Here is a 21,803-nt window from a genome sequence, read left to right on the forward strand (position 1 = left end):
TAGCGAATCAACGCCGGGGCCCTGACGTTGGTGGAAGTCTTCACGCTCTGGGTGTCGATCACGCATGCGGTCGGTTCCGCCTTGCGGCCTTCCTTAACGCGGGCCAGGCCGGTCAGGTCGTAATTGAGCTGCGCGAAGATTCCCTCATCCCGCCAGGCTGCATAGTAGGCGTAGACGGTACCGTGCGGCGGAAAGTCGTGGGGCAGATATTTCCAGGCGATTCCCGTCCTGTTGACATAAAGGATCGCGTTGAATACCTCCCGCAGTTCGACCGAGGCTGGCTGGCCGGTGGGCCTGCGATCGAGTCGGGCTTGCCTCCAGGCGGTTAAGGTGGGCTCGATTAATGCCCAGCGGGCATCGGACAGATCACTGGGGTATGTTTTCCGTTCAGTCATGGCAAAGTTTTTACATGAACTGCATGATCGGTGGCGCCCCTCGACGTCCGCGATTGGTTGGGAGTTTCCGGGCCATCTCTAAACCAGACGGAATCCGAGTGACATATGACAATCAAACGGGCGCTCCGATCGCCACTGCGGACCGCATGAATGCACTCCTTCAGGACGACGCGCCCCAAAAGTCAATAGCCTCAAAGGCGACGTATCCCCACAGAACATAGATAAATGCCCTCTTAGACCTAGTCCGGCTTTCGTGCATCACTCAGAATGTCTGCCAGCAAGTTGAGCGCCTCGATCACGCGCTCACGATCCGCCCCCAGCCCCTCCAGTAGTTCAGCCTCCCGCGCCAACTGTCGTGGAAAGATCGCATCGACGGCCGCCTCGCCCGCGGCGGTCAGCCGTACCAACGCGGCACGCCGATCGGCCGGGCTGGGTTCCCTCGCGATCAGGCCACGGCTCTCCAGCCGGGTCAGCGTCTTGCTGATCGCGGCGCGGGAGTGCCGCATCTGCGCGGCCAGATGACGCGCGATGGTCGGATTGGGATCATGCCGCAGCCGCAGGCACACATCGAGCTCCGCGCTGGTGAGCGCGGTATCGACGTAAAGCGGATCCAATGCCTCGTCCAGGAGCGCGACGACGCGTTTGAGCGGGCCGACCACTTCCATCGGTGACGTGTCGAGATCCGGGCGGGCGGCGGCCCACAGCTCACGGACACGATCGGTGCTCCGGCTCATGCGATCCCCATATTGTTAACCAGTTGACTACTGGGTTACTTTTGTTTCCATGATAGAGACCACTCGGCGTCCCGCCTTGCTTCTGGGCGTCCTCGGCCTGCTCACCGCAGTGGTGCCGCTGGCCATCGACATATATGTGCCCGGCTTCCCCGCTCTCGGCCGGGACTTGGGCGCGGGCGAGCAGGCGGCGCAGCTGTCGATGAGCGCCTTCTTGATCGGGCTGGTGGGCGGCCAGCTGGTGATCGGCCCACTCAGCGACAAGCTGGGCCGACGACAGCTACTGGTGCCGGGGACCGCCGCATTCGCACTGCTGTCGGCCTGCTGCGCGCTGATGCCCACCGCGCCGCTGCTGGTGGCCGGGCGGTTCCTGCAGGGGTGCGCGGGTGCCGCCGGGCTGGTGCTGGCACGCGCCATCCTGACCGATCGCTTCGCCGGGCCGCGGCTGCCGGTCTACTTTTCCATCCTGGCCATGATCCTTGGAGTGGCACCGGTTGTCGGCCCGCTGCTGGGCGGGGTGATCGTGAGCGCCTCGGGCTGGCGGGCGGTTTTCTGGACGCTGGCCGCGCTCGGGCTGGGGATGCTGGCGGCGACCTGGCTGGGCGTGCCGGAGTCGCTGCCTCCCGATCGTAGATCGGCAGGCGGCCTGCGCCAGGCCTTCGGCTCCATGACGGTGCTGCTGCGCCAGCGTGCCTTCACCGGCTACGTCTTGACCCTGGGCTTCGCCGCCGCGGCGATGTTCGTCTACGTCGGCGCCTCCAGCTACGTCTTCCAGGACGTTTTCCGACTGAGCGCGGTCCAGTACGGGCTGGTGTTCGCCGCCAACGCCGCCGCCATGCTCGTGGCCAGCGCAGGTTTCGGCGCGCTTTCCCGGCGGGTGGCGTTGCCCAGGCTGCTGTCGGGCTACGTCGTCATCGCCACGATCGGTGCGCTCGCGTTGAGTTTCCAGACGTCCTTCGCCGACACCTGGATCTGTCTGGCTGTAGTCCTGTTCGGCGTCGGCGGCATCTTCCCTGCCGTCACCACCATCACCCAGACAATCGGCCGTTCCCAGGCCGGAGCCGCATCCGCGCTGTCCGGCAGTGCCGCGTATCTGTTCGGTGCCCTGGCGGCTCCGCTGAGCGGGACTACGCTGCGTGCGATGGCGGGAGTCATGCGGGCCGTACTGGTCCTGGCCGTGCTTTCGCTCCTGGTGGCACGGCCGTGGCGTCCGCTGGAGGAAGGGAGTTTCGCGTGAACACCATGCGTCTGATCATGGCGTTGGCGACGTTGAGTGGCCGCCCGATCCACCTGTCCAGCGTGGCCGCTCCGGACAGCGACCCCGACAGCATCCAGTTGCGCGTCGAGGCCACCGATCCGATCAGGCCCGGCCGTGGTGTCCGAGCCCACCGTGGAATCGTCTACTCGGTGCCAGGACGCAAGCTGCGCGTGGACATCCTGACCCCGCGGACGCCTGGGCCGCACCCGCTGGTGGTGTACGTGCCCGGGGGCGGCTTCGTCACCGCCCGGCGGGCCATGGCCGCTGGGCAGCGCCGTTATGTTGCCGAGGCGGGGTTCGTGGTGGCCAGCATCGACTACCGCACCATCCGGGATGGTGCCATCTATCGCGACGGACTGGCCGACATCGCCACCGCGCTGAGCTTCCTGCGCCTCCACGCCGACGAGTACGGGATCGACCCCACCCGCACCGCGCTGTGGGGTGAATCAGCGGGCGGATACCTGGTCGCCATGGCCGCCGGCGATCCTGGCCTGGGGGTTGATGCGGTGCTCGATGTGTTCGGCGCCTCCGACCTGTCGACCGTGGCCGAGGGTTTCGATGCCGCCACGGTGGAGGCTTTCACCGGGCCCGGCGCAGCACTGCCTGCCTACCTGCTGGGGCCCGGCCACGACATGGCCGATCATCCCGACGAGGTGACCGGTGCCGATCCCGCCTGCCACGTCACGTCGGAGACGCCGCCGTTCCTGCTGCTGCACGGTGACGACGACCGCATCGTGGCTCCCTCGCAGACCGCTCGGCTGCATCAGGCACTACGCCGTGTCGGCGCGGACAGCACCCGCTACGTCCTTCAGGGCGCCGGACACGGAGCGCTGTCGAACTCTGCCCGGATGTGGACCAGCACGCAGGTCATGGAGATCATCGTGAGGTTTCTCCGCTCGAGGCTGGCATCCGGCAGCTGAAGTCAGGCGGGAACCCCTCCCAGCAACCCCTGGGCGATCAGCTGGGTCAGGGTTGCGATGGCCTCGTCGTCGTCGCCGCCTGGGTGCTCGGCGAGCCTGTGGTAGCAGAAGTACTCCAGCATGCAGGTGACGGCGAGCGCCGACAGCCGGGCGGCATCCTCGGTCCGGCCGCCGGCTGCCAGGATGTGCCGGGTCCAGTGCTCCACCTGGCGTTCCCGCAACTCGTCGTGGATGTGGCGGAAGGTGCCGTTGGACATCGACGCCTGGAAAATCCCGACGATCTCCGGCAGATGCTCACGGTAGGTGGACCAGAACGCGCGGACATGATGGCGAACGTCCTCGATGGTGGAGATCCCGTGCTCGTGACCGAGTTGCTCGACCACGCGAGAGCGCAAAGCTGCCTGAAAATCCCCGGCCAGCGCGGTGAGCAGCGCGTCCTTGTCCTCGAAGTAGCGGTAGAACGAGCCGACCGCCTTGCCTGCCTCTGCGGTGATGTCGGTGATCTTGATCTCGGCATAGCTCGTGCGCGTCAGGAGCCGCCGCGCGGCGTCCTTGAGCTCTGCCTCCGTGCGCTTGGATTTCACCAGTTTCTGCCTCCCCGACTGAAGATTACTGCGCATAGAACAGGCGCCCGGGTGCCTCGACGAGGATCTGGTGACGATCTTCCGGCGAGGGCGCCCAGCCGGCCAGCAGGTTCAGCAGCTCACCCGTGTCACGCTGCCCGTTGGGCAGGTGCGGCCAGTCCGAGCCCCACAGCAGCCGGTCGGGCCGGGCTTCGACCAGTGCCCTGGCCAGCGCCTCCACGTCCGTCTTCAACCGGTAGGGGCCTGACAGCTTGAGGTAGCAGAAACCGCCCGCCAGCAGCGGCAGCAGCCCGTCGAGATCCATCCCGTAGCCCATGTGGTCGATGACGAAGGTGTGCTCGAAGCCGGTCAGGAAGGGCAGGAGGCGTTGCACGACCGCGCCCGGCGTATAGAACTGCAGGTGCCAACCGCGCAGCCGGGCACGGTCAGTCATCGCGCGGAGGTAGGCGACGAGTTCCTCCGTGGACCAGTCGGCGCGGGCGAACAGGTCGAGCCGGATCGCCCGCACACCCGCGTCATGTAGGGCGTCGAGCTCCGCATCGCTCACCGAGTCATCGACGCGGACCACACCTCGGCAACGCGACCCCACCTTGCGCAACACGTCGAGGAGCAGGCTGTTGTCGGTGTCGTAGAAGGTCGGCTGCACCAGCACCATCCGCTCGATGCCGAGCCGGTCGGCCAGGCGCAGGTACTGCTCCAGCGTCCCGTCGGGGAAGGTGTAGAGCGGCTCGGGGACATGCGCGTAGCCAGGTTCGAAGACGTGGAAATGCGAGTCGCAGCTCATAGGCGGCATGCTGAAGCGCGGCTGGGTATTGCTCGTCGTGGTTCGCATGGGCATGGTCTGCAGGGGTGTCACAGCGCCTCCTTCGCGGCGGAGTGGATGGCTTTGAAGAGCAGGGCGGAGTCCATCCCGGTGATCTGGAGCGGGCAGACGCCGGCGAGGCCTGTCATCGGCATGCCGCCGACGGCCAGCAGCTTTCCGTGTGTACGGCAGGCGCGGGCGGCAGTGGCGATCGCGTCCAGGACGCGCGGGTCGTCGTAGTCGCCGGGCACGCCGAGCTCGGCGGTGAGATCGTTGGCGCCGATCGCGATCATGTCCACGCCGCCCACCCGGGCGATGTCGTCCACTCGCGCGATCCCCGCTGGAGTCTCGATGAGGATCTGCACCACCGCCGCGTCGTCGAGCGCCGGGTTCAGTTCCCTGGCGGGCAACGGCCGCATGCCGTACTGGGGGACCTGGGCGAGCTGCGAGCGCTGCCCTCGCGGCGGGAAGCGGCAGGCGCGGGCGACCTCTCGCGCCTGCTCAGCCGTCTCGATCCGCGGGGCGACGATGCCGTGAGCGCCGCCGTCCAGCAGCCGGCCGATCATGCCGTACTCGCGTTCCGGCACCCGCACCAGTGGCGTCATGCCCAGGCTGTCGGCGGCTGAGCAGAGCTGCGCCGCCACGTCGGTGGACATGGTGGAGTGTTCCAGGTCGATCAGGGTGGCGTGGTGGCCGGTCGCGTGTGCCATCCGGACGACCTCGGTGGTACGGCTGCCGCGGATGCCGAGCATGAGCGTCGGCAGCCCCTCCCTCAGCCGGTCCAGGAAAGCGCTCACGGGGCACCGCCCAGGAAGAGCGCGCCCATCTCCGGGTCGTCAAGGATGGCCTGCGCGGAGTCGGCCATGAGCACGCGGCCGCTCTCCATGACGATGCCGTGGCCGGCGATTCCGAGCCCGAAGCGCACGTTCTGCTCGACGATGAGCACGGTGACGCCGCCGTCACGCATGGCGTTCACAGCCTCGCCGACCAGGCCGAGAGCGCGCGGGTCGAGTCCCAGAGAGGGCTCGTCGAGCAGGACCATCGCCGGTTCCAGCATGAGCGCCCTGGCGAACTCCACGGTCCGCCGCTGCCCGCCCGACAGGTTCCCGGCCAGCTCGCCACCCCGCTCGCCGATGATCGGGAAGCGCTCGGCGAGCTGGGCGAGGCGCGCCTTCAGATACGCCTTCTCCCGGCGGCGCACGTAGCCGCCGAGGAGCACGTTCTCCGCGACGGTCATCGCGGGGAACAGGCCGTTCTTCTGTGGCACCTGCACGACCCCCGCCTTGATCAGCTCGGCGGGATGACGCCCGGCGATGTCACGGCCGCCGAAGCTGATCGTGCCGAGCCGCGGGGTGAGCAGGCCGCTGATGGTCCGCAGCACCGTGGACTTTCCCGCGCCGTTGGGGCCGACGATGCAGGTCACCGCGCCGGCGGCGACCTCAAGGTCGAGCCCCTGTAACACGTCGCCACCGCCGTAGCCAGCGTAGACGCCGCTCATCGAGATCATTGGCTTGCTCCCGTCAGGTAGGCGTCCAGCACCAGCGGATCGCTGCGCACCTCCTGCGGCGTGCCCGAGGCGATCCGGCGCCCGCCCGCCAGGACGTGGACGGTGTCGCAGATCCCGAGGACGAAGGGCATGTTGTGCTCGACGATCAGGAAGGTGGTCCCGGTCCGGTTGAGCTCGCGGATCAGTGCACCCATCTGTTCGATCTGCGTCGGGTTGATGCCGCCCGCGGGCTCGTCGAGCAGGACCAGGCGGGGCTGGAGCATGAGGATCTGGATGAGTTCGACGAGCTTCTGCTGGCCGTAGGAGAGCTCACCCGCCGGAAGGTCGCGGTAGTCGCTCAGCCCGACGAGCTCCAGCAGCTCCACTCCCCTGGCCGCCTGGGCGCCGGTGATCGCCGGGGCCGCCCAGGTGCCGTCGGACCCAGCGACGACGTTGCGCAGCACCGACAGCTTGGGGAAGAGCCTGGTGATCTGGTGGGTACGGCCCAGGCCCGCGCGGCTGCGTGCCCACCGGTCGGCGGTCTCGATCCGCCGGCCGTCGAGCAGGATCTGGCCGCCGTCGGGCTTCGTCGCGCCGTCGATCAGGTTGAACAGCGTGGTCTTGCCCGAGCCGTTGGGCCCGATCAACCCGGTGATCGAGCCAGGCTCGACGGTGAGGTCCAGGCCGTCCAGGACGGTCAGCCCGCCGAAGCTCTTGCGCACATCGCGCACTTCCAGCCGTGCACCCTCGCGCACCGTGAGCCAGGCCGGGATGTCACCCGGTGCCAGGCGTTTGCCTACGGCGGCGGATTTTCGCCGGGCCAGCGCCTGCCGTACTCCGGGAATGATGCCCTGAGGCAGGAAGAGCAGGACGGCCAGGAGCAGCCCGCCGAAGACGATCAGCCGCCAGGCGCCCGCGGCCGGGCCGGTGAACAGCTGGTTGGTCAGCTGGGAGAACGGCTCCAGCAGGAAGGCGCCGAGCACGGGACCCCACAGTGTGCCCGTGCCGCCGAGCAGCGCGGCGAGCACGATCATGATGCTGGTGACGATGCTGAACATCGCCCTGGAGTCGAGGAAGCCCAGGTAGTAGCCGTAGACGCCGCCCGCGATACCGATGGGCACGGCGCTGGCCACGAAGGCGGCGAGCTTGGCCGCCGAGGTGTTGACCCCGATGCCCGCGGCCTTCTCCTCGTCCTCGCGGATGGCGGTCAGCCCGAGGCCGAAGCGGGAGGCGGCGATCGTCTTCGACATCAGCAGCGTCAGGGCCAGCAGGCCGAGCAGAACGTAGTAGAAGGGCCAGAGGGCGTAGTTCCGCTCCCAGGTCGGCGCGGGCAGGATCATGCCGTCGTTGCCGTTGGTGACCGACGTCCAGTTCAGCGCCACGATGCCGAGCAGGTGGAGCATCGCGAAGGTGATCATGATGAACGCGTTCCCTCTCGTTCGGAAGGTGACCAGGCCGAGCAGGGCGGCGAGCGCTCCGGCCACCAGACCGCCCAGCGGCGCGGCCAGGAGAGGCGAGATCGACCATGCGTTGGCGGCGATGGCGGTGGTGTAGGCGCCGATGCCGAGGAAGGCGCTCTGGCCGAGGGAGATGTAGCCGGTGTAGCCGCCCATGATGTTCCAGGAACTGGCCATGGTCGCCAGCAGGAAGATCAGGATGAGCATGTTCAGGTAGTAGGCGTCGCCCCAGAACACGGGGATCGCGGCGAGCACGACGCCGGCTGCGATGAGCGGGATTCTCATGCTGTCACCACGTCCTGTCGGACTCTAACGCCGAAGATCCCCTGCGGGCGCAGCAGCAGGACCAGCACGATGACGGCAAAGGGCATGGCGGTGGCCCACGCGGGCGAGCCGTAGGTGGCGGTGAAGGTCTCGGCCACGCCGAGGATCAGTGCGCCGAGCAGTGCGCCGCCGAGGCTGCCCATGCCGCCGAGCACCACGATGGCCAGGCCGAGGCCGATCCACTGCTCGCCGGAGTCCGGGGTGAAGGGTGACAGGACCGCGAGGATGGAGCCCGCCGCGCCGGTCAGCGCGATGCCGAGGGCGAAGGCGGCGAGGTTGACCCGCTCCACGCGGATGCCGACGAGTTCGGCGCCCTGCGGGTTGGCGGTGGCGGCGCGTACGGCTCTGCCCAGCCAGGTGTGGTTGAGCACCATGTACAGCGCGGCCAGCAGAGCGAGCGCGACGGCCGAGCCGTACACCTGAGCCGTGGGGAAGACCAGGTCGCCGAGGCGGAAGGATGCGCGGGCGTAGGAGGTGGCGACGGTGTGCGGTTCGTGGCCCCAGATGAGGATGGTGACGCCTTCCAGGACCATGGCGAACGCGAGCGTGGACAGGATGACCGTGCCCTCGCCGCCGTGTTCGGCCCGCTGGACGACGAGCTTGTGGATGAGCCAGCCCAGCCCGGCCAGCACCGCGCCGACGACGGGGATCGTCGCGAAGGGGTCGATGCCCGTCGCCGTGCAGATGGTGTAGGTGAGGAACGCTCCGGCGATGAGGACCGCGCCATGCGTGAGGTTCACGATGCGCATGACCCCGAAGATCAGCGTCAGGCCGCTGCTGGCCAGGGCGTAGACGCCGCCGACCAGCAGGCCGAAGAGCAGCGGCTGCATCAGGCCGCCCAGCTCGGTTTGGCGGCGATCACGGAGGAGGCGGTCGCGGCCGAGGGCGGGGCGACGACCTCCAGGTTGCCTGCCTGCCACTGCATCAGCGGCAGGCTGCCGTCGGGCACGCCACGCTTGTCCCACTTGAGCGGGCCGACGATGGTGTCGACCGTGTTGGCGTGCAGCCAGGCGGCGATGGCGTCCTGATCCAGCTTGCCGACGGCCTGCACACCGGCCTGGAGCACCTGTGCGGCGGTGTAGGAGTTGGCGGCGTCCTCGCTCGGCTCCTGCTTGAACTGCTTGCGGTAATCCGCGACGAACTCGCCGTTGCCCGGGTACTTCGAGGCCGGGTGCCAGCTGCCGGCGGTGAAGATGGCTTCGGTGTTTCCGGCGCCGATGGCCTGCGGATAGGTGTTGACGCTGGAGGGAGCCCGGGTCTGATAGAGGATCGACGGGGTGAAGCCGATGCGCTGCAGGGCCTGCACCACGGCGACGCCGTCGAGTTCCAGTGCGCCGTGCACCAGGAGCGCGGGGTTGGCCTGGCGGATGGCGTTGGCGATGGCGTCGAAGTTCTTGGTGTCGGCGGGATATTTCTGCGCGTAGACGGTCTTGATGCCGAGGCCCTCGAAGGTCTTCTGCATGTTCTGGACGGGCACGTCGGTGCTGGGGTCGTCCTGGTACAGGTAGGCCGCCGTGGCGGGCCGCTCTTTCAGCCCCTCGATGTAGCCGGCGAAGGGCCGGTGGGCGGTGTCGGTCGTGCCCGGCTGGCTGAAGAACAGCCTGGTGTGGCCGCGCGAGAAGATCTCGGCCGCGCCGCCCGACGGCTCGATGTAGAGCATGCGGTTGCGGTCGGCGACGGTCGAGGCGGGCAGGTTGAGGAAGGAGGAGAAGGTACCGATCAGCAGGTCCACCCGGTCCTGGGTGATCAGCCGGTTGTAGTTGGAGACGACGGTGTTCTGGTCGAAGCCGTCGTCCAGGATGACGAACTCCACCTGGCGGCCCAGGAGGCCACCCTTCGCGTTGATCTGGCTCTGCCAGACCTGGTAGCCCTTGTAGCCGGGGTCGGCGACGTCCGCTGCCGGGCCGGTCAGCGGGAGCGACGCGCCGATCTTGAGGGAGCTCGACGAGGTTGAGCCGGACGAGCCGCATGCGGTGACGATGGGCAGCAGTGCTGCGCCGATGAGGAACGAGCGCCGGTCGATGGTCATGGTTCGCTCTCAGGGGGTGTTCAGCCCAGGCACCACTACCTGGGTGGGATCGTTGCCCGCCGCAGCCAGGGAGGCGGCGGCGAAGTCGGTGACGCAGCTGGACAGCAGCTGCCTCGGGTCCTCCAGCACGACGCGGAGCCTGGTCACCAGTGCCCGCATGTCCTCGGGGGAATGGATGGCGGGCATCTCGCTGACCACGGCGACACCACGATCGGTGACGTCGGGGAGCGTGAGACCGCCGGGCGCGTAGCGCGGGTAGCCGGCGAACATCACCTCACCGAGCTCGACGGTGGCGCGGGTGCCGCACCAGAGCGCGCGCAGCTCCTCTTCCAGCGCGATCACCTCGGTGAGATCTTCTGGGGCATACGAGAAGGTGGGCGCGTGCGGAGCGACATACACGCGATCCAGCGGGAGGCGGCCACGAGAGGCGGCCAGGATCATGGTGGCCACACTGCTGGTGTTCCAGGTGACGCCTGCGGTCGGGCGGCCCTGCCTGCCCGCGACCACCACCATCGCCCGCTCCCAGTGGACCTCTTGCTCGGTGAGCCAGCGCGTGACGCGGAAGCAGATGTCGAGGCTGACCAGGAAGAACGTGGCCACCATCATCGAGCTGACGCCGTCGTCCAGGTAGTCGCGACGCAGGGTCTCCGGCGTGAGGTACTCCCCGTCGGCCAGCGCGGTCGTCAGGTAGTGCGTGGTCACGGCGCACGCGCGATCGACCATGTCGGCGATCTCGTGCTCCTTGCCCCGATAGGCCTCGACCGCGATCCGGTCCCGCCACAGCTCTGTGTTGTTGGCCGCGCGGGTGGCCTTGACCTCGGTCAGCAGCCGCTTGGCGTCCTCCCGCCAGGACACCTCGCCCAGGTCGCGGAGCCTGACCAGCGAGGCCACGGCGGGACCCAGGTGCGAGATCGCGGTCAGCTCCTTGAAACCCCTGGTCGAGAGCCGGAACCCCTCGACCGTGGGCACCCTGCCGCCGCCCGGATAGAGGGCGATGTCCGTGGCGGTCGCGACGATCAGCGGCTCGTCCCGGGCCCGATCCGCGACCGCGCGGCCCAGCTTCCTGCCGATGCTGTCCGGATCGGCAGTGTAGGTGGCGAACAGGCGGAGGAACTCGGCGCTCAAGGGTGCTCCTGCTCCACGAACCGGTAGATGACGCTCTCGGCGGCGAACCGCACATCGGCGCTGAGGCCGTTCGAGACCGCCACCAGGTCGCCGTCGAACACGGTCACGTCCGTGCCGCCGGTCGTGGGGAACTCCTCCACGACGTGCAAGCCGCCGTCCTGCCAGCGGTAGAGCTGGGAGTTGAGCGCGGTCGTCGGCGCGGCGGGGGTGCCGTGGATGAAGTTGACGCGCAGCACATGGAGGCCGCGCTCGCCGTACAGGATCGCGAACTCGCGTGCGCCTGTCCCCGCCAGCACGGCGTGCTCGGCGAAGGTCTCGCCGTCCCACCGCAGCAGCCGCGAGGTGCCCTGGATGCAGCCGACCAACAGGTAATCCTCGCCGTCCGCGCTGAAGAAGGCGAAGGCCCGGCCGTATTGTTCGGCCAGCTTCTGGTGTACGGCGAAGCGCGACCCATCCCAGCGGTACAGGACTGACGGCGCGAGGTGGTCGGCGTAGGCGAGGAAGTTGTGCCCCGCCACGCGGAAGGCGTGCCAGTTGTAGCCCTGCTCCGAGGTGATCTCCTGGAAGGGTTCGAAGGCCTGGCCGTCCCATCGGTAGATCCGCGACGGCTGGTTACCGGGCTGTGGGACACCCTGGGCCAGGGCCAGAAAGTGCTCGCCGGCGATGGTGAAGTGCCGCCATTGCTTGGCCGCGAAGGCAGGCACGCTCTGGAAGAGCTGGAACCGGGCGCCGTCCCACTCGAAAACCTGAGCGTCCACGCCGTAGTCGTAGGGACCGTGGCCGCGCCGGATGCTCGCGGTCGCCAGGAACGAGCGCTCGCCGATCCGGAAGAACTCCGCGTCCTCGCCACCCGGCACCGGCAGGCTCTGGAAAGGCTCGAACCCTTCAGCGGTACGGCGGAGCACCGGCATCTCGATGTCGCTGTCGCCACCGTTCATGCGAGGCGGCTGGCCCGGCACGTCGGCGGCGAGTTGCGGGATAGCCAGCAGCGACAGGCCGTTCAGCTCGAAGGCTTCCATCGCCCGAGCGCCAGAGGTTGGGATGCGGCACCACTCCACGAGGTGCATACGACCTCCACAATGAATTTGAATTCATTTTCATAATGGAGATCGCGCGACGCGTTGACAAGCCTGCGCGGAGATGAATATGAATTCGCCCTCAGCCTGCCGAGCTGAGGGTGCGGCAGTGCCCGGCGGCATCCGCCTCACCGATCGCCTCGTACACCTCGGCAGCACGGGAATACGCCTGCCGACTCTCCGCAGTTCGGCCTTCCTCCACGAGCATGTCGCCGAGGACCTGCAGGATGCGAGCTTGCGAGAAGTTGCCGAACCGCAGGTCCTCCATCATCGAGGCCGCCTCAGCGAACGCGTCGATCGCCTCGGCCCGGCGGCCCAGCGCCCGCAGGCAACCCCCGACCCGGGCCGCCGTGTAGGCGAGAGTGACCGCCGCGATGCTCGGCGTCACCCCCGACGCCTCGCCCTCCAGCAGCGCCCGGATGGCCAGGTACTGCTTCAGTGCCTCCTCGTGGCGACCGGCGTCCAGCAGGCAGTCGCCGAATCCACCGGTGGTCTGGCAGTAGGCGTTCATGTCACCGGCGGCCTGGAACATCTCCGACGCCTGAGCGTAGGACTCGGCGGCTTCGTCGAGCCGTTGCAGCTTGCGAAGGGCGGCCGCGAGATAGCAGTGGGCCCAGGCGATCTGCGCCGTGGCATCGCAACGGGTGGCCAGGTTCAGCGCCCGGTTCGCGAACCACATCGTGGCCTCTGGATCGCCGGGCGGCAGCGAGCGGACCCATGCCAGATAGTTGAGCTGGGTGGCCTGCTGCTCCAGATCACCGAGTGCCTCGGCGGCCTCGACGCCCAGGGTGAAGACCTCCTGCCAGTGCAGGCCGTGCATCCAGCGGTCGGAGAACCAGTGCATCGACTCGGCGCACTCCAGGACGACGGCATGCTGTCCGCGGCTGGCCGCGTGCCGTAACGCGCCCATCCAGTTGTCCACGTTCAGCCGCAGCCAGGTGTCCGCGTCCTCCGGCGAGGCCAAGCCAGCTTCGGGCTGCTCGGGAGCGCCATAGGTGGGTTCGAACCACCGGCCGGCGAGGGTGGCCATCCGCAGCAGCCACGAAGCCATCCGTTGGGTGATCGTTTCCCGCTCGGCGGGGCTGTCCTCGGTGTGTAACCGTTCGCGGGCGAACAGCCGTACCAAGTCATGGAAGCGGTAGTGGCCCGATCTGCCGTCCTGCAGCAATCCGAGGTCGACGAGCTCGTCGAGGGCGTCCCAGGCGTCCTCGATCGAGGTCCCGGCGACCACTGCGGCCAAGGCGGAATCGAAGTCGTGGCCAGGCACCAGCGCGAGACGGCGGAAGCCCTGCTGGGCGAGGTCTCCTAGCTGGTCGTAGGACATGGCGAAGGCGCTGGCGATCTTGAGGTCACCGGCTTTGAACTGGTCGAGGCGACGCTCCTCATCCGTCAGTCGCTCGACCAGTTCGCCGGGTCGCCATCCTGGGCGGCTGGCCAGCCGGTTGCCGACGATTCGCAAGGCCAACGGCAGACCACCGCAGAGCCGGGCCAGCTCGCCAATGTCGGCGTCCGCGCCCGCGGAGCCGCCCAGGATGCCGGTCAGCAGCTCGGTGGCTTCCGCAGGCAGCAGGGGGCCGAGGCTCAGCCGCCGCACGCCCTCCAGGCCGGCCAGCAACCGCCGGCTCGTGGCCAGCACCCGGCTGGTTCCCCCGCCGGGCAGGAGCGGGCGGAGCTGCTCTTCGGAGCGTGCGTTGTCGAGCACGACCAGGACGCGCCGTTCGCGCAGCGATGACCGGTAGAGCGAGGCGCGTGCAGGGGTGTCGTGAGGTACCTGTCCCTCGGGTGCGCCGAGCGCTCGCAGGAGCTGCGCCAGTGCTTCGTCGGCGGTCAGGGGCTGGGGTGACATGCCGAGCAGGTCGACGAAGAACACCCCGTCGGCGAAGACCGGACGGAGCGCGTGGGCGGCGCGCACGGCCAGCGTGGTCTTGCCGAGTCCCGCCGCGCCGGTGATCAGAGCCACTCCGGCGGCGCCCGGCGTGTCTCCGGTGCGCACGAAGTCGTCGGTCCAGGCCAGCTCGGCGGCCCGACCGGTGAAGTCATCCACTGACCGGGGCAGCTCGCACAAGCCGATCGGGCGCGACCAATGATCCCGCAGGCGGCCTTCCCTGGCTTGCTCAATGAGCTGCTTGCGGTCGGTTCCCCCGAGCCCGAGGGCATCGGCCAGGGCGGTGACGGTGCGGTGCTGCGGGCCTTTGCTGCGCCCGCGCTCCATGTCGGACAGGGTCCGGGCGCTGACCCCCGAGGCTTCGGCAAGCTGTTCGAGGGTCAGGCGCGCGGCGTGCCGATGCTGGCGCAGTAGCTCGGCGAAGCTAGGCATACTCATCACCTGACTTGATCATGAGAACGATGCTCACACTGCATGCCTTGCCCGTCCACCCGAGCCTGGGTCGTTCCGAGCCGAACGAAGAAAGCCGTCATGGCACGGCTGCCCGGTCTCGGCAGTGGCCTGCTGCCTCCGCCTCACCGATCACCTCGAACACCTCGGCCGCGCGGAGATAGGCCGTACGGCTTTCGCCGGACCGGCCTTCCGCAGCCAGCACTTCCGCGAATCTCATCAGGCAACGGTCCTGCGAGCCAGACGGAGACAGTTGCTCGAAGAGATCGGCGGCCTCGGTGAATGCGGTGATCGCTTCCGCCCGGCGGCCAAGCAGCGACAGGCACAACCCGGCGCCGGCCAACGCGTTGGGCCGGGTGAGCGCCGCGATGCTCGGTTTCACCTCCGACCAGGCCAGATCGCACATCTCCAGGTAACGATCCAGGGCTTCGGCGTGACGCCCTGCGTGCCGAAGGCACTCTCCGGCCATGCCGAGCGCCTGGCAGTAGGCCAGGATATCGCTGCTGGCCTTGAACATCTCCGCTGCTCTGGACACCGACACCACCGCGTCGTCGAGCCGTCCGAGCTGCAGCAGCGCACGCGCGACGAAAAAGTGACCCCAGGCGATCTGCGGCGTGACGTCGCTGCGGAGGGCGTGCTCCAGCATCTCGGTCGCGTGTCCCAGCGAGGGGGTGCGGGTGGTAGTGGCGTTGACCAAGTTTTTGATCTCGGCGATGGTCAGCGGAATCATGCCGGGGTCCTCGGGTGAGGCCTGGTCGGGGCTGGTGGGTGGCGGGGCTTGGGTGTCGGTGCGGCGTCGGGCGGCTGCGGCGCCGGCGGCGCAGATGGCCAGGGCGGCCATGACGAGCACGGTGTGGCGCCGGATCGCCTCATAGAGGCGGACCTGGGCCTGGTCCAGGCCGAACAGGTCCTTGCCGAACTCGAAACTCTCCTCCACTGGCCACCTGAGCCCGGCGGCGGAGATCAGGCGGGGTAGGGTGACGGGCTGCTCGTCGGGCACGAAGCAGTAGTGGAAGGCCAGTTCGCCGGTCGTGCGGTGCTTGCGGATGAGCAGGTAGTGGGCCGGGCTGGCGGTGGCGATCCAGGCCCAGGCGTAGGTGCGCTCGCCCTTGGAGCCGTCACCGGCTGAGCGGATGGTCCACTTACGTTTCTGCCTCAGGTGCTTGGTCACGGCCTGGGTGCAGGTCAGGCAGGTGCCGCCGCCGAGGGTGAGGGTGAAGGTGGCGCGGATGCGCAGCACGTAGGCCTGTTGCTGTTCTTCCAGGAAGGCACGGAGTTTGGTGCAGGCGCCGTAGACCTCGTCGCCGGCCACGAAGTCCAGGCGTACGCCGTCGGTGTAGGCATCGCGCAGCAGGTCGATGGCCAGTTCGCCCTTGGTGGCGAAGGCCAGGTTCAGGGGTGGTCCGGTGGTGATCGCGGTGATGGGGTCGCTGATCTGCTCGGCGGGGATCCACTGCCGAGAGGCGATCAGCGCGTGCCCGGCACCGGCGCGGATGTAGGCCAGGTGCACAGTGTTGATGCCGTTGTCGACGCCGCCCGCGCAGCCCATGTGCCGGCGCTTGACGCCCGCCGTGGCGGTGCCCTTCTTCTCCTGGCCGGTCTCGTCCAGCGCGCCCACCTTCAAGGCGGCGGGCGGGGCGGCGGTGTCCAGGCGGGCGACGGCGAAGCGGCGCACGATACTCATCGCGCCCGCGGTGTCCCAGCTGGCGCGGTTCAGCAGGCGCTGAGTGGCGTCCGGGCTGTGGTCGCCTGCCCACTCGGCGATCGTCCAGCCGTTGCGTTTGGGCAGGTCGGACATCAGGGCGCGGACGTACTTGGCGGCCTGCAGCCGTGGCTCGATCCGGGCGAACATCGGTGCCGGCGCGGCTGTCAGGTCCTCAGCGTTCCGCCGCACCCGCGCGGCCTCTACGATGAGAGCAGCAGCCGCTCTCGATCTTGTTCTCGTCACACAGACATGATCACGAGCGGCTGCTCTCGTTGTGCGGGATCACCGTCACAAGACCGCATCGATCAGCGGCGCTTCATCCCAGCTCACATAGCGAATGGCGGCTGCCGTAATAGGTGACAGCCGAAGGCCGGGTCCCGCTCTTTTCCGCTTCTTTCTCGACCGCATCACGCCGCTCGGTCGAGAGACCCGTGGCCTCCCAACTGCGGTAATAGCCGTTCTTGCCGTAAAAGGGATACTCCCCGGTATCAGGAGACTCGATGTTCGTGTCCGGGCGTAGAGCAGCGGCGTGCGGGACGACGCCGTCGGCGGCGAGCCGATTCCACGCATCCAAGAGGGCCATGACGCGCCTGGGTGTAGTGCTGGCCCGGCGGGCGAACTCTCCGGCGCTGATGCGCCGGAAGGCGTTCAGGCCGCTCCGAGGTTGGTAATCGATTCTCACGCCGGTGCCCTCGCCGGGCGTGACTCGCCTGGCGACCAGAAGGGCGAGCTTCCAAGGGCCTTTGCGATCGAGGGTGACGAACTCGTCGATGTCCGCCTGCAGGGCTTCCTCGCCGTCGTCGAGAGCCTCCTCGGGCGGGTCCTGGTTCATGCTGTCGCCTTCTCGCGCTGCGGCCGCCGCTGCGCCGGGACGCTGACCGTGCGGATCGCGGCGATCTGACGGACCCTCTTGGTGAAGACGTCCAGGTCGTCCAGGGCGACAGAGGCGTTGGCCTGCTGCGCGAGGTCCAGCTGCACTGTCTTGGGAAGGCATCTGATGATCCGTGCGGACTGCGCGGCCAGGGCGAGCAGATCGGCGACCAGCGCGGCGCTGGGATCGGGCTTGCCCGTGGGCTGCTTCGGCGGCTGCTGGCCGCCCTGTTCTTCTCGCTCCGCCCGCTGCTTGTCGAACTCGGCCTCCAGCTCGGCGCGGGTCACGGCGTCGTCGGCGAGCAGCGCCGAGACGAGCAGGTCGCGGTTGGGACTGTTGTTCATGTCGCTGACGTAGTCGACGACCTCCTCAGCCTCTCATGCCTGCGGATCCAAGACGATGGCCAGCGAGGGCGCCGTGCCCAAGACCGTCTGGTAGGTGGCGTGGTTGACCCGGTCGACGCCCGCCGTCTTCGGGGTCCCGGTAGCACTGGCGAAAAATCCAACGGATATGCAGGTCAGAGCTTCCTTAAGAACCTTCGGGCACAGCTTGGAAGGTGGGCCGCTGACCTGCATATCCGTTGTTTCCTGCGCCGTTGCTACTGGGACCCCTGAGCGCTTCAATTGGCGGGAATCGCCCGCTGAAACGCTAAGCCACCACAATTGATCGTTACGAGGCGCCGTTAGTCGGTTTCTAGAACGAAGAACAGGAAGCCCAGCATCCTCTTCCCGGTGACCTCCGGGAACACATCGCGGGCTTCCGGCACGGGCGGCGGTTCGCTGATGACGCTGATGCGAAAGCCAGCCGCGGTGAAGGCCTCGGTCATCGCGTGCAGCGGCCGGTCCCAGAAGCTCATCTGGGCGGTCTGCCCGCCCATGGTCCATTCTTCGATCCGGTTACGGGTCTCGAAATAGCTGGGCTTTTCCCCTGCCATGTGACGCATGAGGGTGATGGCGAAAGGATGCTCGACCGAGACGAGGAGTCGGCCGCCAGGCCTCAGTACGCGTCGCAGCTCGGCCAGTGTCGGTCCCCAGTCTTCCAGGTAGTGCAGCACCAGGGACGCGATGACATCGTCGAACGCGTCGTCGGGAAAGAGCAGTGGGTTGGCCAGGTCGGCGACCCGCAGGTCCGCGTCGGCGCCCAGCCGTTGTCGGGCCAGCTCCAGCATCCCGGCGCTCGCGTCGATGCCGGTCACGATGGCGCCTCGATCGCGCAGCGCGTGGAACAGGGGGCCTGAGCCGCAGCCGGCGTCGAGGATGCGCCTTCCGGTCACGTCCCCGGCGAGCTCCAGCATCGCGGGCCGCTCGTAGTACGCGTTCAGGAGACTGGTCTCGTTCTCGGCCGTGTACCCCTCGGCGATCCTGTCGTAGTCGTTGAATCGGGACGGATGTGCGGTCTCGACATGATTTTCGGGCACGGTAGGCATGCGCGCCATTTTGTCCCATCAGTCTCGGGCGGCACAGACGTACGGCCCGTTTGCCGTGACTGAACGCTTCGATTGGCGGAAATCGCCACCGCCTACTCAAGGCGGCCCGCTGACGCGTCGCCGGACGGCCACAGGCCGGGCATGCGGCTCTTCCGGCCGGTCCCGACCCGCGACGCCCAGCCCTCGCAGGCGTTTGCCGAAAGAATCCACCAGGACGAGCCGCACGGAGGCCGGGTGCAGGGCCACTTACTCAGCACCGTAGGCAAGGCGCTCTTCGGTCTCGTACGTAGCGCGCTGCTTAGCAGCGATACACGCCTCGCACATGTCGGACGGCCCGATGCTCCCGACGCGCCATCCGCAGTCCACACAGCGCCCACAGCCGTCGCAATAATCCGCACACAGCAGCACGTCCATGGACAAGACGGTAGGTCCTCCGGGAGGGCCGGAAAGCAGTTGCCGAAGTTCTTTAAGGATCAAGGCACCCCGCGGCAAAAAGCTCCGGTCAGCGGATGATTCAACTCTCCCCGGATAAGTACCATTATCCGGGGAGCATGGATATGATCTCCCCGGATAACACCGATCCGGGCCCGGAGCTAACCCCGGAAAAACTCCCCGGATAATAAGAAGAGGGGTTCAAGGGTGACCGCGACTGCCGACAACAAGATCAACAATGGTGCCGGTGCCGAGATCGGGAACCCGGTTGGCGACCACGTCGACAACCGCGTTGCCGAGCGCGGCGGCCCCGGCGTCGGAACCGTGGTGGCGATCCGGCCCGGCCTCGACCCGGGGTCGGTGACCGCCGCCGGGCAGGCGGCGCTAGCCGCCTTCGCCGCGCATTTGGATCGGTGCGCCCTGGCCGCCAACACCGTCACCGCCTACCGGCGCCAGGCCATCGCCTACCGTGACTGGCTGCTCGCGCACGCGGCCGAGCACGCGGACGCCTTCGTCGACCTGGTCGGCGCCGAGGCCGCCGTGACCGCCTGGCGCCGGCACCTGCTCGCCGGTGGTGCCTCCCCCGCCACGGTCAACCAGGCGCTGGCCGCGGTGACGCTGCTGTATGAGCACGGCCCCGGCCTGCGCCTGGCCGTCAAACGCGCCCGCGTGCCCAAGCCCGGAGCCCCCGACGCGCTCACCCGCGCGCAGGAGAACGCGGTGCGCCGGGCCGCCGACCGGCGCGGCCCCCGCGACGCCGCCCTCATCGCCCTCCTGCTCGGCGCCGGCGCCCGCACCGAGGAAACCCAGCGCCTGACCGTCGCCGACGTGCCGATCACCGCGCGCAGCGGCACCGCCCGCCTGCACGGCAAGGGCGACGAGGTCCGCACCGTCCCGCTGCCCATCCCGGCCCGCGAACGACTGGCCGCCTGGCTGCTCGCGCGCGCCGACCTCCTGGCCACCCGGCCCACCCTCGCCGAGGCCACCGGGGAGGGACTGTGGACCGGGCAGCGCGGCCGGCTGTCCGTCGACGGGGTCACCGACGTGGTGCGCGCGACCGGCAAGGCCGCCGGCCTGCCCGGCCTGCGCCCGCACCGGCTACGCCACACCTACGCCACCCGACTACGCGAAGCCGGCGCCGACCACGCCCAGATCCAAGCCCTGCTTGGACACGCCTCCATCGAAACCACCGCCCGCTACTTTCGCAAAGCTCAGGAATTGCATCAGACGAGCGAGAAGCCGCAGGTCGTGAGGTCAGGGCGGCAGCTGCTGGGGCTTCCGGAGCCTTGGGTCTTGGCTGCCCGAGCAGGGAGTTTGCCAGACTGATCCCGCTTGATGCAAGATCTGCCCTTGAAACGGGTGGGATTTGACGGGATGGAGGACTGGTTGCGGCGGGCTGAGCTTGCGGGTGCGGCCCACATGGAGCTGGTCTCGGGCGTGGTGCAGTTGCGTCCGGAGGACGCGATGGTCGAGGCGATGCTGCGGGGCTGGCGGGCGCAGCAGACGGCGCGCGGGTTGAAGGACGACACGATCGTGCCGCGGGAGCGGCTGGTCCGCCGGTTCCTGGCGTTCACCAACGAGTATCCGTGGGCGTGGTCACCGGGGCACATGGATGAGTGGTCGCTGCACATGACGGCCGAGCAGCATCTGGCGCCGTCCACGATCCGCAGCTATCAGTGCACGCTGCGGCAGTTCACCGAGTTCCTGATCGATGGCCGTTATGGGTGGGCGGTGGCGTGTGAGCAGGCGTTCGGCCCCGGGCGGCATCCGGTGGCGATCGCGCATGAGTGGAACACGATCGCGCACCTCAACGACTACGAAGGCAACCCCGAGGCCCGGCCGTTCAGCCGCCAAGAGCTGCAGCGGTTCTTGGACTATGCCGACGACCAGGTGGAACGCGCGGTGAAGTCTAAGCGCAAAGGCGCCCTGGCCGCTTACCGGGACGCGACCTTGTTCAAGGTGATCTATGGATGGGGGTTGCGGCGGACGGAGACCGCCAAGCTGGATGTGGTGGACTTTGGACGGAACCCGGCTGCTCCGGAGTTCGGCCGGTTCGGGATGCTGAACGTCCGTTACGGCAAGGCCAAGAAGGGGCAGCCGCCCCGGCGGCGGAACGTCGCGGCGGTGATGGACTGGGCGGTCGAGGCCGTCGTTGACTACGTGGAGAACGTACGGCCCCGGTTCGGTTGTGAGGATCATCCGGCGTTGTGGGTGACCGAGCGCGGCGGTCGGGTGAAACCGGCCGAGATCAATGCCCGGTTCGTCGCCTACCGGGAGGCGCTGAAGCTACCGTCTGCCCTGGTCGTCCATAGTCTGAGGCATTCCTATGTCACGCATCTGACCGAAGACGGGGTTGACCGGAGATTCATCCAGACCCAGGTCGGGCACGAGAGTGATTCCTCGACGGCGGTCTATACCCATGTCAGCGACGACTTCATGAACACCGCTTTGCGGCGGGCTCTGGGCCCGGCCCTCGATAGCGGCCACGGTAGTCGGCCAGGACGGAAGGATCAGCGATGACGGCGAAGCTGGACTACCAGTGGCATCTGCGGCAGGTGATGGCTACCCGCGGCATGTTCTCCACCACCGACCTGCTCCAACCGCTCTCCGAGCGGGGCATCAAGCTGTCGTCCTCGCAGGTCTACCGCCTGGTCGTCGACCGGCCCGAACGTCTCAGTTTGAAGATCCTGATGGCGTTGCTGGACATCCTGGACTGCACGATGACCGACCTCGTTGAACCCGTCCCCGCCGCCGGGCAGGCCAAGAAGACCAAGGTCGCCGGCAGTGAGACAGGGGTCGGCGAGCTCCGGCCCAGACGGGCGCGAATCACCCGAGCCGACGGGTAAG

At 68.2% G+C, this 21,803-nt stretch carries 20 protein-coding genes and 2 pseudogenes; 5 read left to right on the forward strand and 17 right to left on the reverse strand.

Features of this window, described 5'->3' with window-relative positions; translation table 11 throughout:
• Positions 1 to 23: 23 nt before the first annotated feature.
• Positions 24 to 395: pseudogene (locus FHR32_RS34230) on the reverse strand (transposase); the annotation flags it as partial.
• A 239-nt stretch (positions 396 to 634) separates the two neighbouring features.
• Positions 635 to 1,129: a MarR family winged helix-turn-helix transcriptional regulator gene (locus tag FHR32_RS34235; RefSeq protein ID WP_184758705.1), complete on the reverse strand. Its 495-nt coding sequence runs from the start codon at positions 1,127 to 1,129 to the stop codon at positions 635 to 637.
• A 49-nt stretch (positions 1,130 to 1,178) separates the two neighbouring features.
• Between FHR32_RS34235 and FHR32_RS34240 the strand changes: the two genes are divergently transcribed.
• Both FHR32_RS34240 and FHR32_RS34245 read left to right on the forward strand, forming a co-directional pair.
• Positions 1,179 to 2,363, forward strand: coding sequence for a multidrug effflux MFS transporter (locus FHR32_RS34240; RefSeq protein ID WP_184758706.1), 1,185 nt, complete (start codon positions 1,179 to 1,181; stop codon positions 2,361 to 2,363).
• A gap of 5 nt (positions 2,364 to 2,368) precedes the next feature.
• Positions 2,369 to 3,304 carry an alpha/beta hydrolase gene (locus tag FHR32_RS34245; protein ID WP_246468323.1) on the forward strand — a complete coding sequence of 312 codons (936 nt, stop codon included), beginning with the start codon at positions 2,369 to 2,371 and terminating at the stop codon, positions 3,302 to 3,304.
• A gap of 2 nt (positions 3,305 to 3,306) precedes the next feature.
• Here the strand turns inward: FHR32_RS34245 and FHR32_RS34250 are convergent, their stop codons facing one another.
• From FHR32_RS34250 to FHR32_RS34315, 15 genes and pseudogenes are all read right to left on the reverse strand, one after another.
• Positions 3,307 to 3,888 carry a TetR/AcrR family transcriptional regulator gene (locus FHR32_RS34250; RefSeq protein ID WP_184758708.1) on the reverse strand — a complete coding sequence of 194 codons (582 nt, stop codon included), beginning with the start codon at positions 3,886 to 3,888 and terminating at the stop codon, positions 3,307 to 3,309.
• Between the two features lie 25 nt (positions 3,889 to 3,913).
• Positions 3,914 to 4,744: an amidohydrolase family protein gene (locus FHR32_RS34255; RefSeq protein WP_221466639.1), complete on the reverse strand. Its 831-nt coding sequence runs from the start codon at positions 4,742 to 4,744 to the stop codon at positions 3,914 to 3,916.
• Positions 4,741 to 5,487: an HpcH/HpaI aldolase family protein gene (locus tag FHR32_RS34260; protein WP_184758709.1), complete on the reverse strand. Its 747-nt coding sequence runs from the start codon at positions 5,485 to 5,487 to the stop codon at positions 4,741 to 4,743. Before FHR32_RS34260 ends, FHR32_RS34255 begins: the two co-directional genes overlap by 4 nt.
• The gene (locus FHR32_RS34265; RefSeq protein ID WP_221466640.1) at positions 5,484 to 6,188 is read right to left on the reverse strand and encodes an ABC transporter ATP-binding protein; all 705 of its coding nucleotides are present in this window, start codon (positions 6,186 to 6,188) and stop codon (positions 5,484 to 5,486) included. Before FHR32_RS34265 ends, FHR32_RS34260 begins: the two co-directional genes overlap by 4 nt.
• Positions 6,189 to 6,193: 5 nt before the next feature.
• Positions 6,194 to 7,918 (reverse strand): branched-chain amino acid ABC transporter ATP-binding protein/permease, encoded by a 1,725-nt coding sequence (locus FHR32_RS34270; RefSeq protein WP_184758711.1) that lies wholly within the window; start codon positions 7,916 to 7,918, stop codon positions 6,194 to 6,196.
• Positions 7,915 to 8,787, reverse strand: a complete 873-nt coding sequence (locus FHR32_RS34275; RefSeq protein WP_221466641.1) for a branched-chain amino acid ABC transporter permease — start codon at positions 8,785 to 8,787, stop codon at positions 7,915 to 7,917. Before FHR32_RS34275 ends, FHR32_RS34270 begins: the two co-directional genes overlap by 4 nt.
• Positions 8,787 to 9,986, reverse strand: coding sequence for an amino acid ABC transporter substrate-binding protein (locus FHR32_RS34280; protein WP_184758712.1), 1,200 nt, complete (start codon positions 9,984 to 9,986; stop codon positions 8,787 to 8,789). The genes FHR32_RS34275 and FHR32_RS34280 overlap by 1 nt, the downstream gene beginning before the upstream one ends.
• A gap of 9 nt (positions 9,987 to 9,995) precedes the next feature.
• A complete protein-coding gene (locus FHR32_RS34285) occupies positions 9,996 to 11,111 on the reverse strand; it encodes a DUF5624 domain-containing protein (protein WP_184758713.1) in 1,116 nt (371 codons plus the stop codon).
• Positions 11,108 to 12,130 carry a hypothetical protein gene (locus FHR32_RS34290; protein WP_221466642.1) on the reverse strand — a complete coding sequence of 341 codons (1,023 nt, stop codon included), beginning with the start codon at positions 12,128 to 12,130 and terminating at the stop codon, positions 11,108 to 11,110. Before FHR32_RS34290 ends, FHR32_RS34285 begins: the two co-directional genes overlap by 4 nt.
• A 139-nt stretch (positions 12,131 to 12,269) precedes the next feature.
• Positions 12,270 to 14,510, reverse strand: a complete 2,241-nt coding sequence (locus FHR32_RS34295) for an ATP-binding protein (RefSeq protein ID WP_184758715.1) — start codon at positions 14,508 to 14,510, stop codon at positions 12,270 to 12,272.
• A 91-nt stretch (positions 14,511 to 14,601) separates the two neighbouring features.
• Positions 14,602 to 15,168: a hypothetical protein gene (locus FHR32_RS47735; RefSeq protein WP_425584247.1), complete on the reverse strand. Its 567-nt coding sequence runs from the start codon at positions 15,166 to 15,168 to the stop codon at positions 14,602 to 14,604.
• A 9-nt stretch (positions 15,169 to 15,177) separates the two neighbouring features.
• Positions 15,178 to 16,416, reverse strand: a pseudogene (locus tag FHR32_RS34300) (IS701 family transposase); the annotation flags it as partial.
• A 127-nt stretch (positions 16,417 to 16,543) separates the two neighbouring features.
• Positions 16,544 to 17,059, reverse strand: coding sequence for a hypothetical protein (locus FHR32_RS34305; RefSeq protein ID WP_184758717.1), 516 nt, complete (start codon positions 17,057 to 17,059; stop codon positions 16,544 to 16,546).
• Positions 17,056 to 17,442, reverse strand: coding sequence for a hypothetical protein (locus FHR32_RS34310; RefSeq protein ID WP_184758718.1), 387 nt, complete (start codon positions 17,440 to 17,442; stop codon positions 17,056 to 17,058). The genes FHR32_RS34305 and FHR32_RS34310 overlap by 4 nt, the downstream gene beginning before the upstream one ends.
• A gap of 338 nt (positions 17,443 to 17,780) precedes the next feature.
• On the reverse strand, positions 17,781 to 18,533 hold the full coding sequence (locus FHR32_RS34315) for a class I SAM-dependent methyltransferase (protein ID WP_376773428.1): 753 nt from the start codon (positions 18,531 to 18,533) through the stop codon (positions 17,781 to 17,783).
• A 630-nt stretch (positions 18,534 to 19,163) separates the two neighbouring features.
• Here FHR32_RS34315 and FHR32_RS34320 point away from each other — a divergent pair.
• From FHR32_RS34320 to FHR32_RS34330, 3 genes are read left to right on the forward strand one after another with little or no spacing between them, the layout of a single operon-like run.
• On the forward strand, positions 19,164 to 20,282 hold the full coding sequence (locus FHR32_RS34320; protein ID WP_184758720.1) for a tyrosine-type recombinase/integrase: 1,119 nt from the start codon (positions 19,164 to 19,166) through the stop codon (positions 20,280 to 20,282).
• A gap of 33 nt (positions 20,283 to 20,315) precedes the next feature.
• The gene (locus FHR32_RS34325) at positions 20,316 to 21,476 is read left to right on the forward strand and encodes a tyrosine-type recombinase/integrase (RefSeq protein ID WP_312882832.1); all 1,161 of its coding nucleotides are present in this window, start codon (positions 20,316 to 20,318) and stop codon (positions 21,474 to 21,476) included.
• Positions 21,473 to 21,802 carry a helix-turn-helix domain-containing protein gene (locus FHR32_RS34330; RefSeq protein WP_184758721.1) on the forward strand — a complete coding sequence of 110 codons (330 nt, stop codon included), beginning with the start codon at positions 21,473 to 21,475 and terminating at the stop codon, positions 21,800 to 21,802. The genes FHR32_RS34325 and FHR32_RS34330 overlap by 4 nt, the downstream gene beginning before the upstream one ends.
• Position 21,803: the final 1 nt, after the last annotated feature.

It is taken from the genome of Streptosporangium album (genome assembly GCF_014203795.1).
GTDB classification, from domain to species: Bacteria; Actinomycetota; Actinomycetes; order Streptosporangiales; family Streptosporangiaceae; genus Streptosporangium; species Streptosporangium album.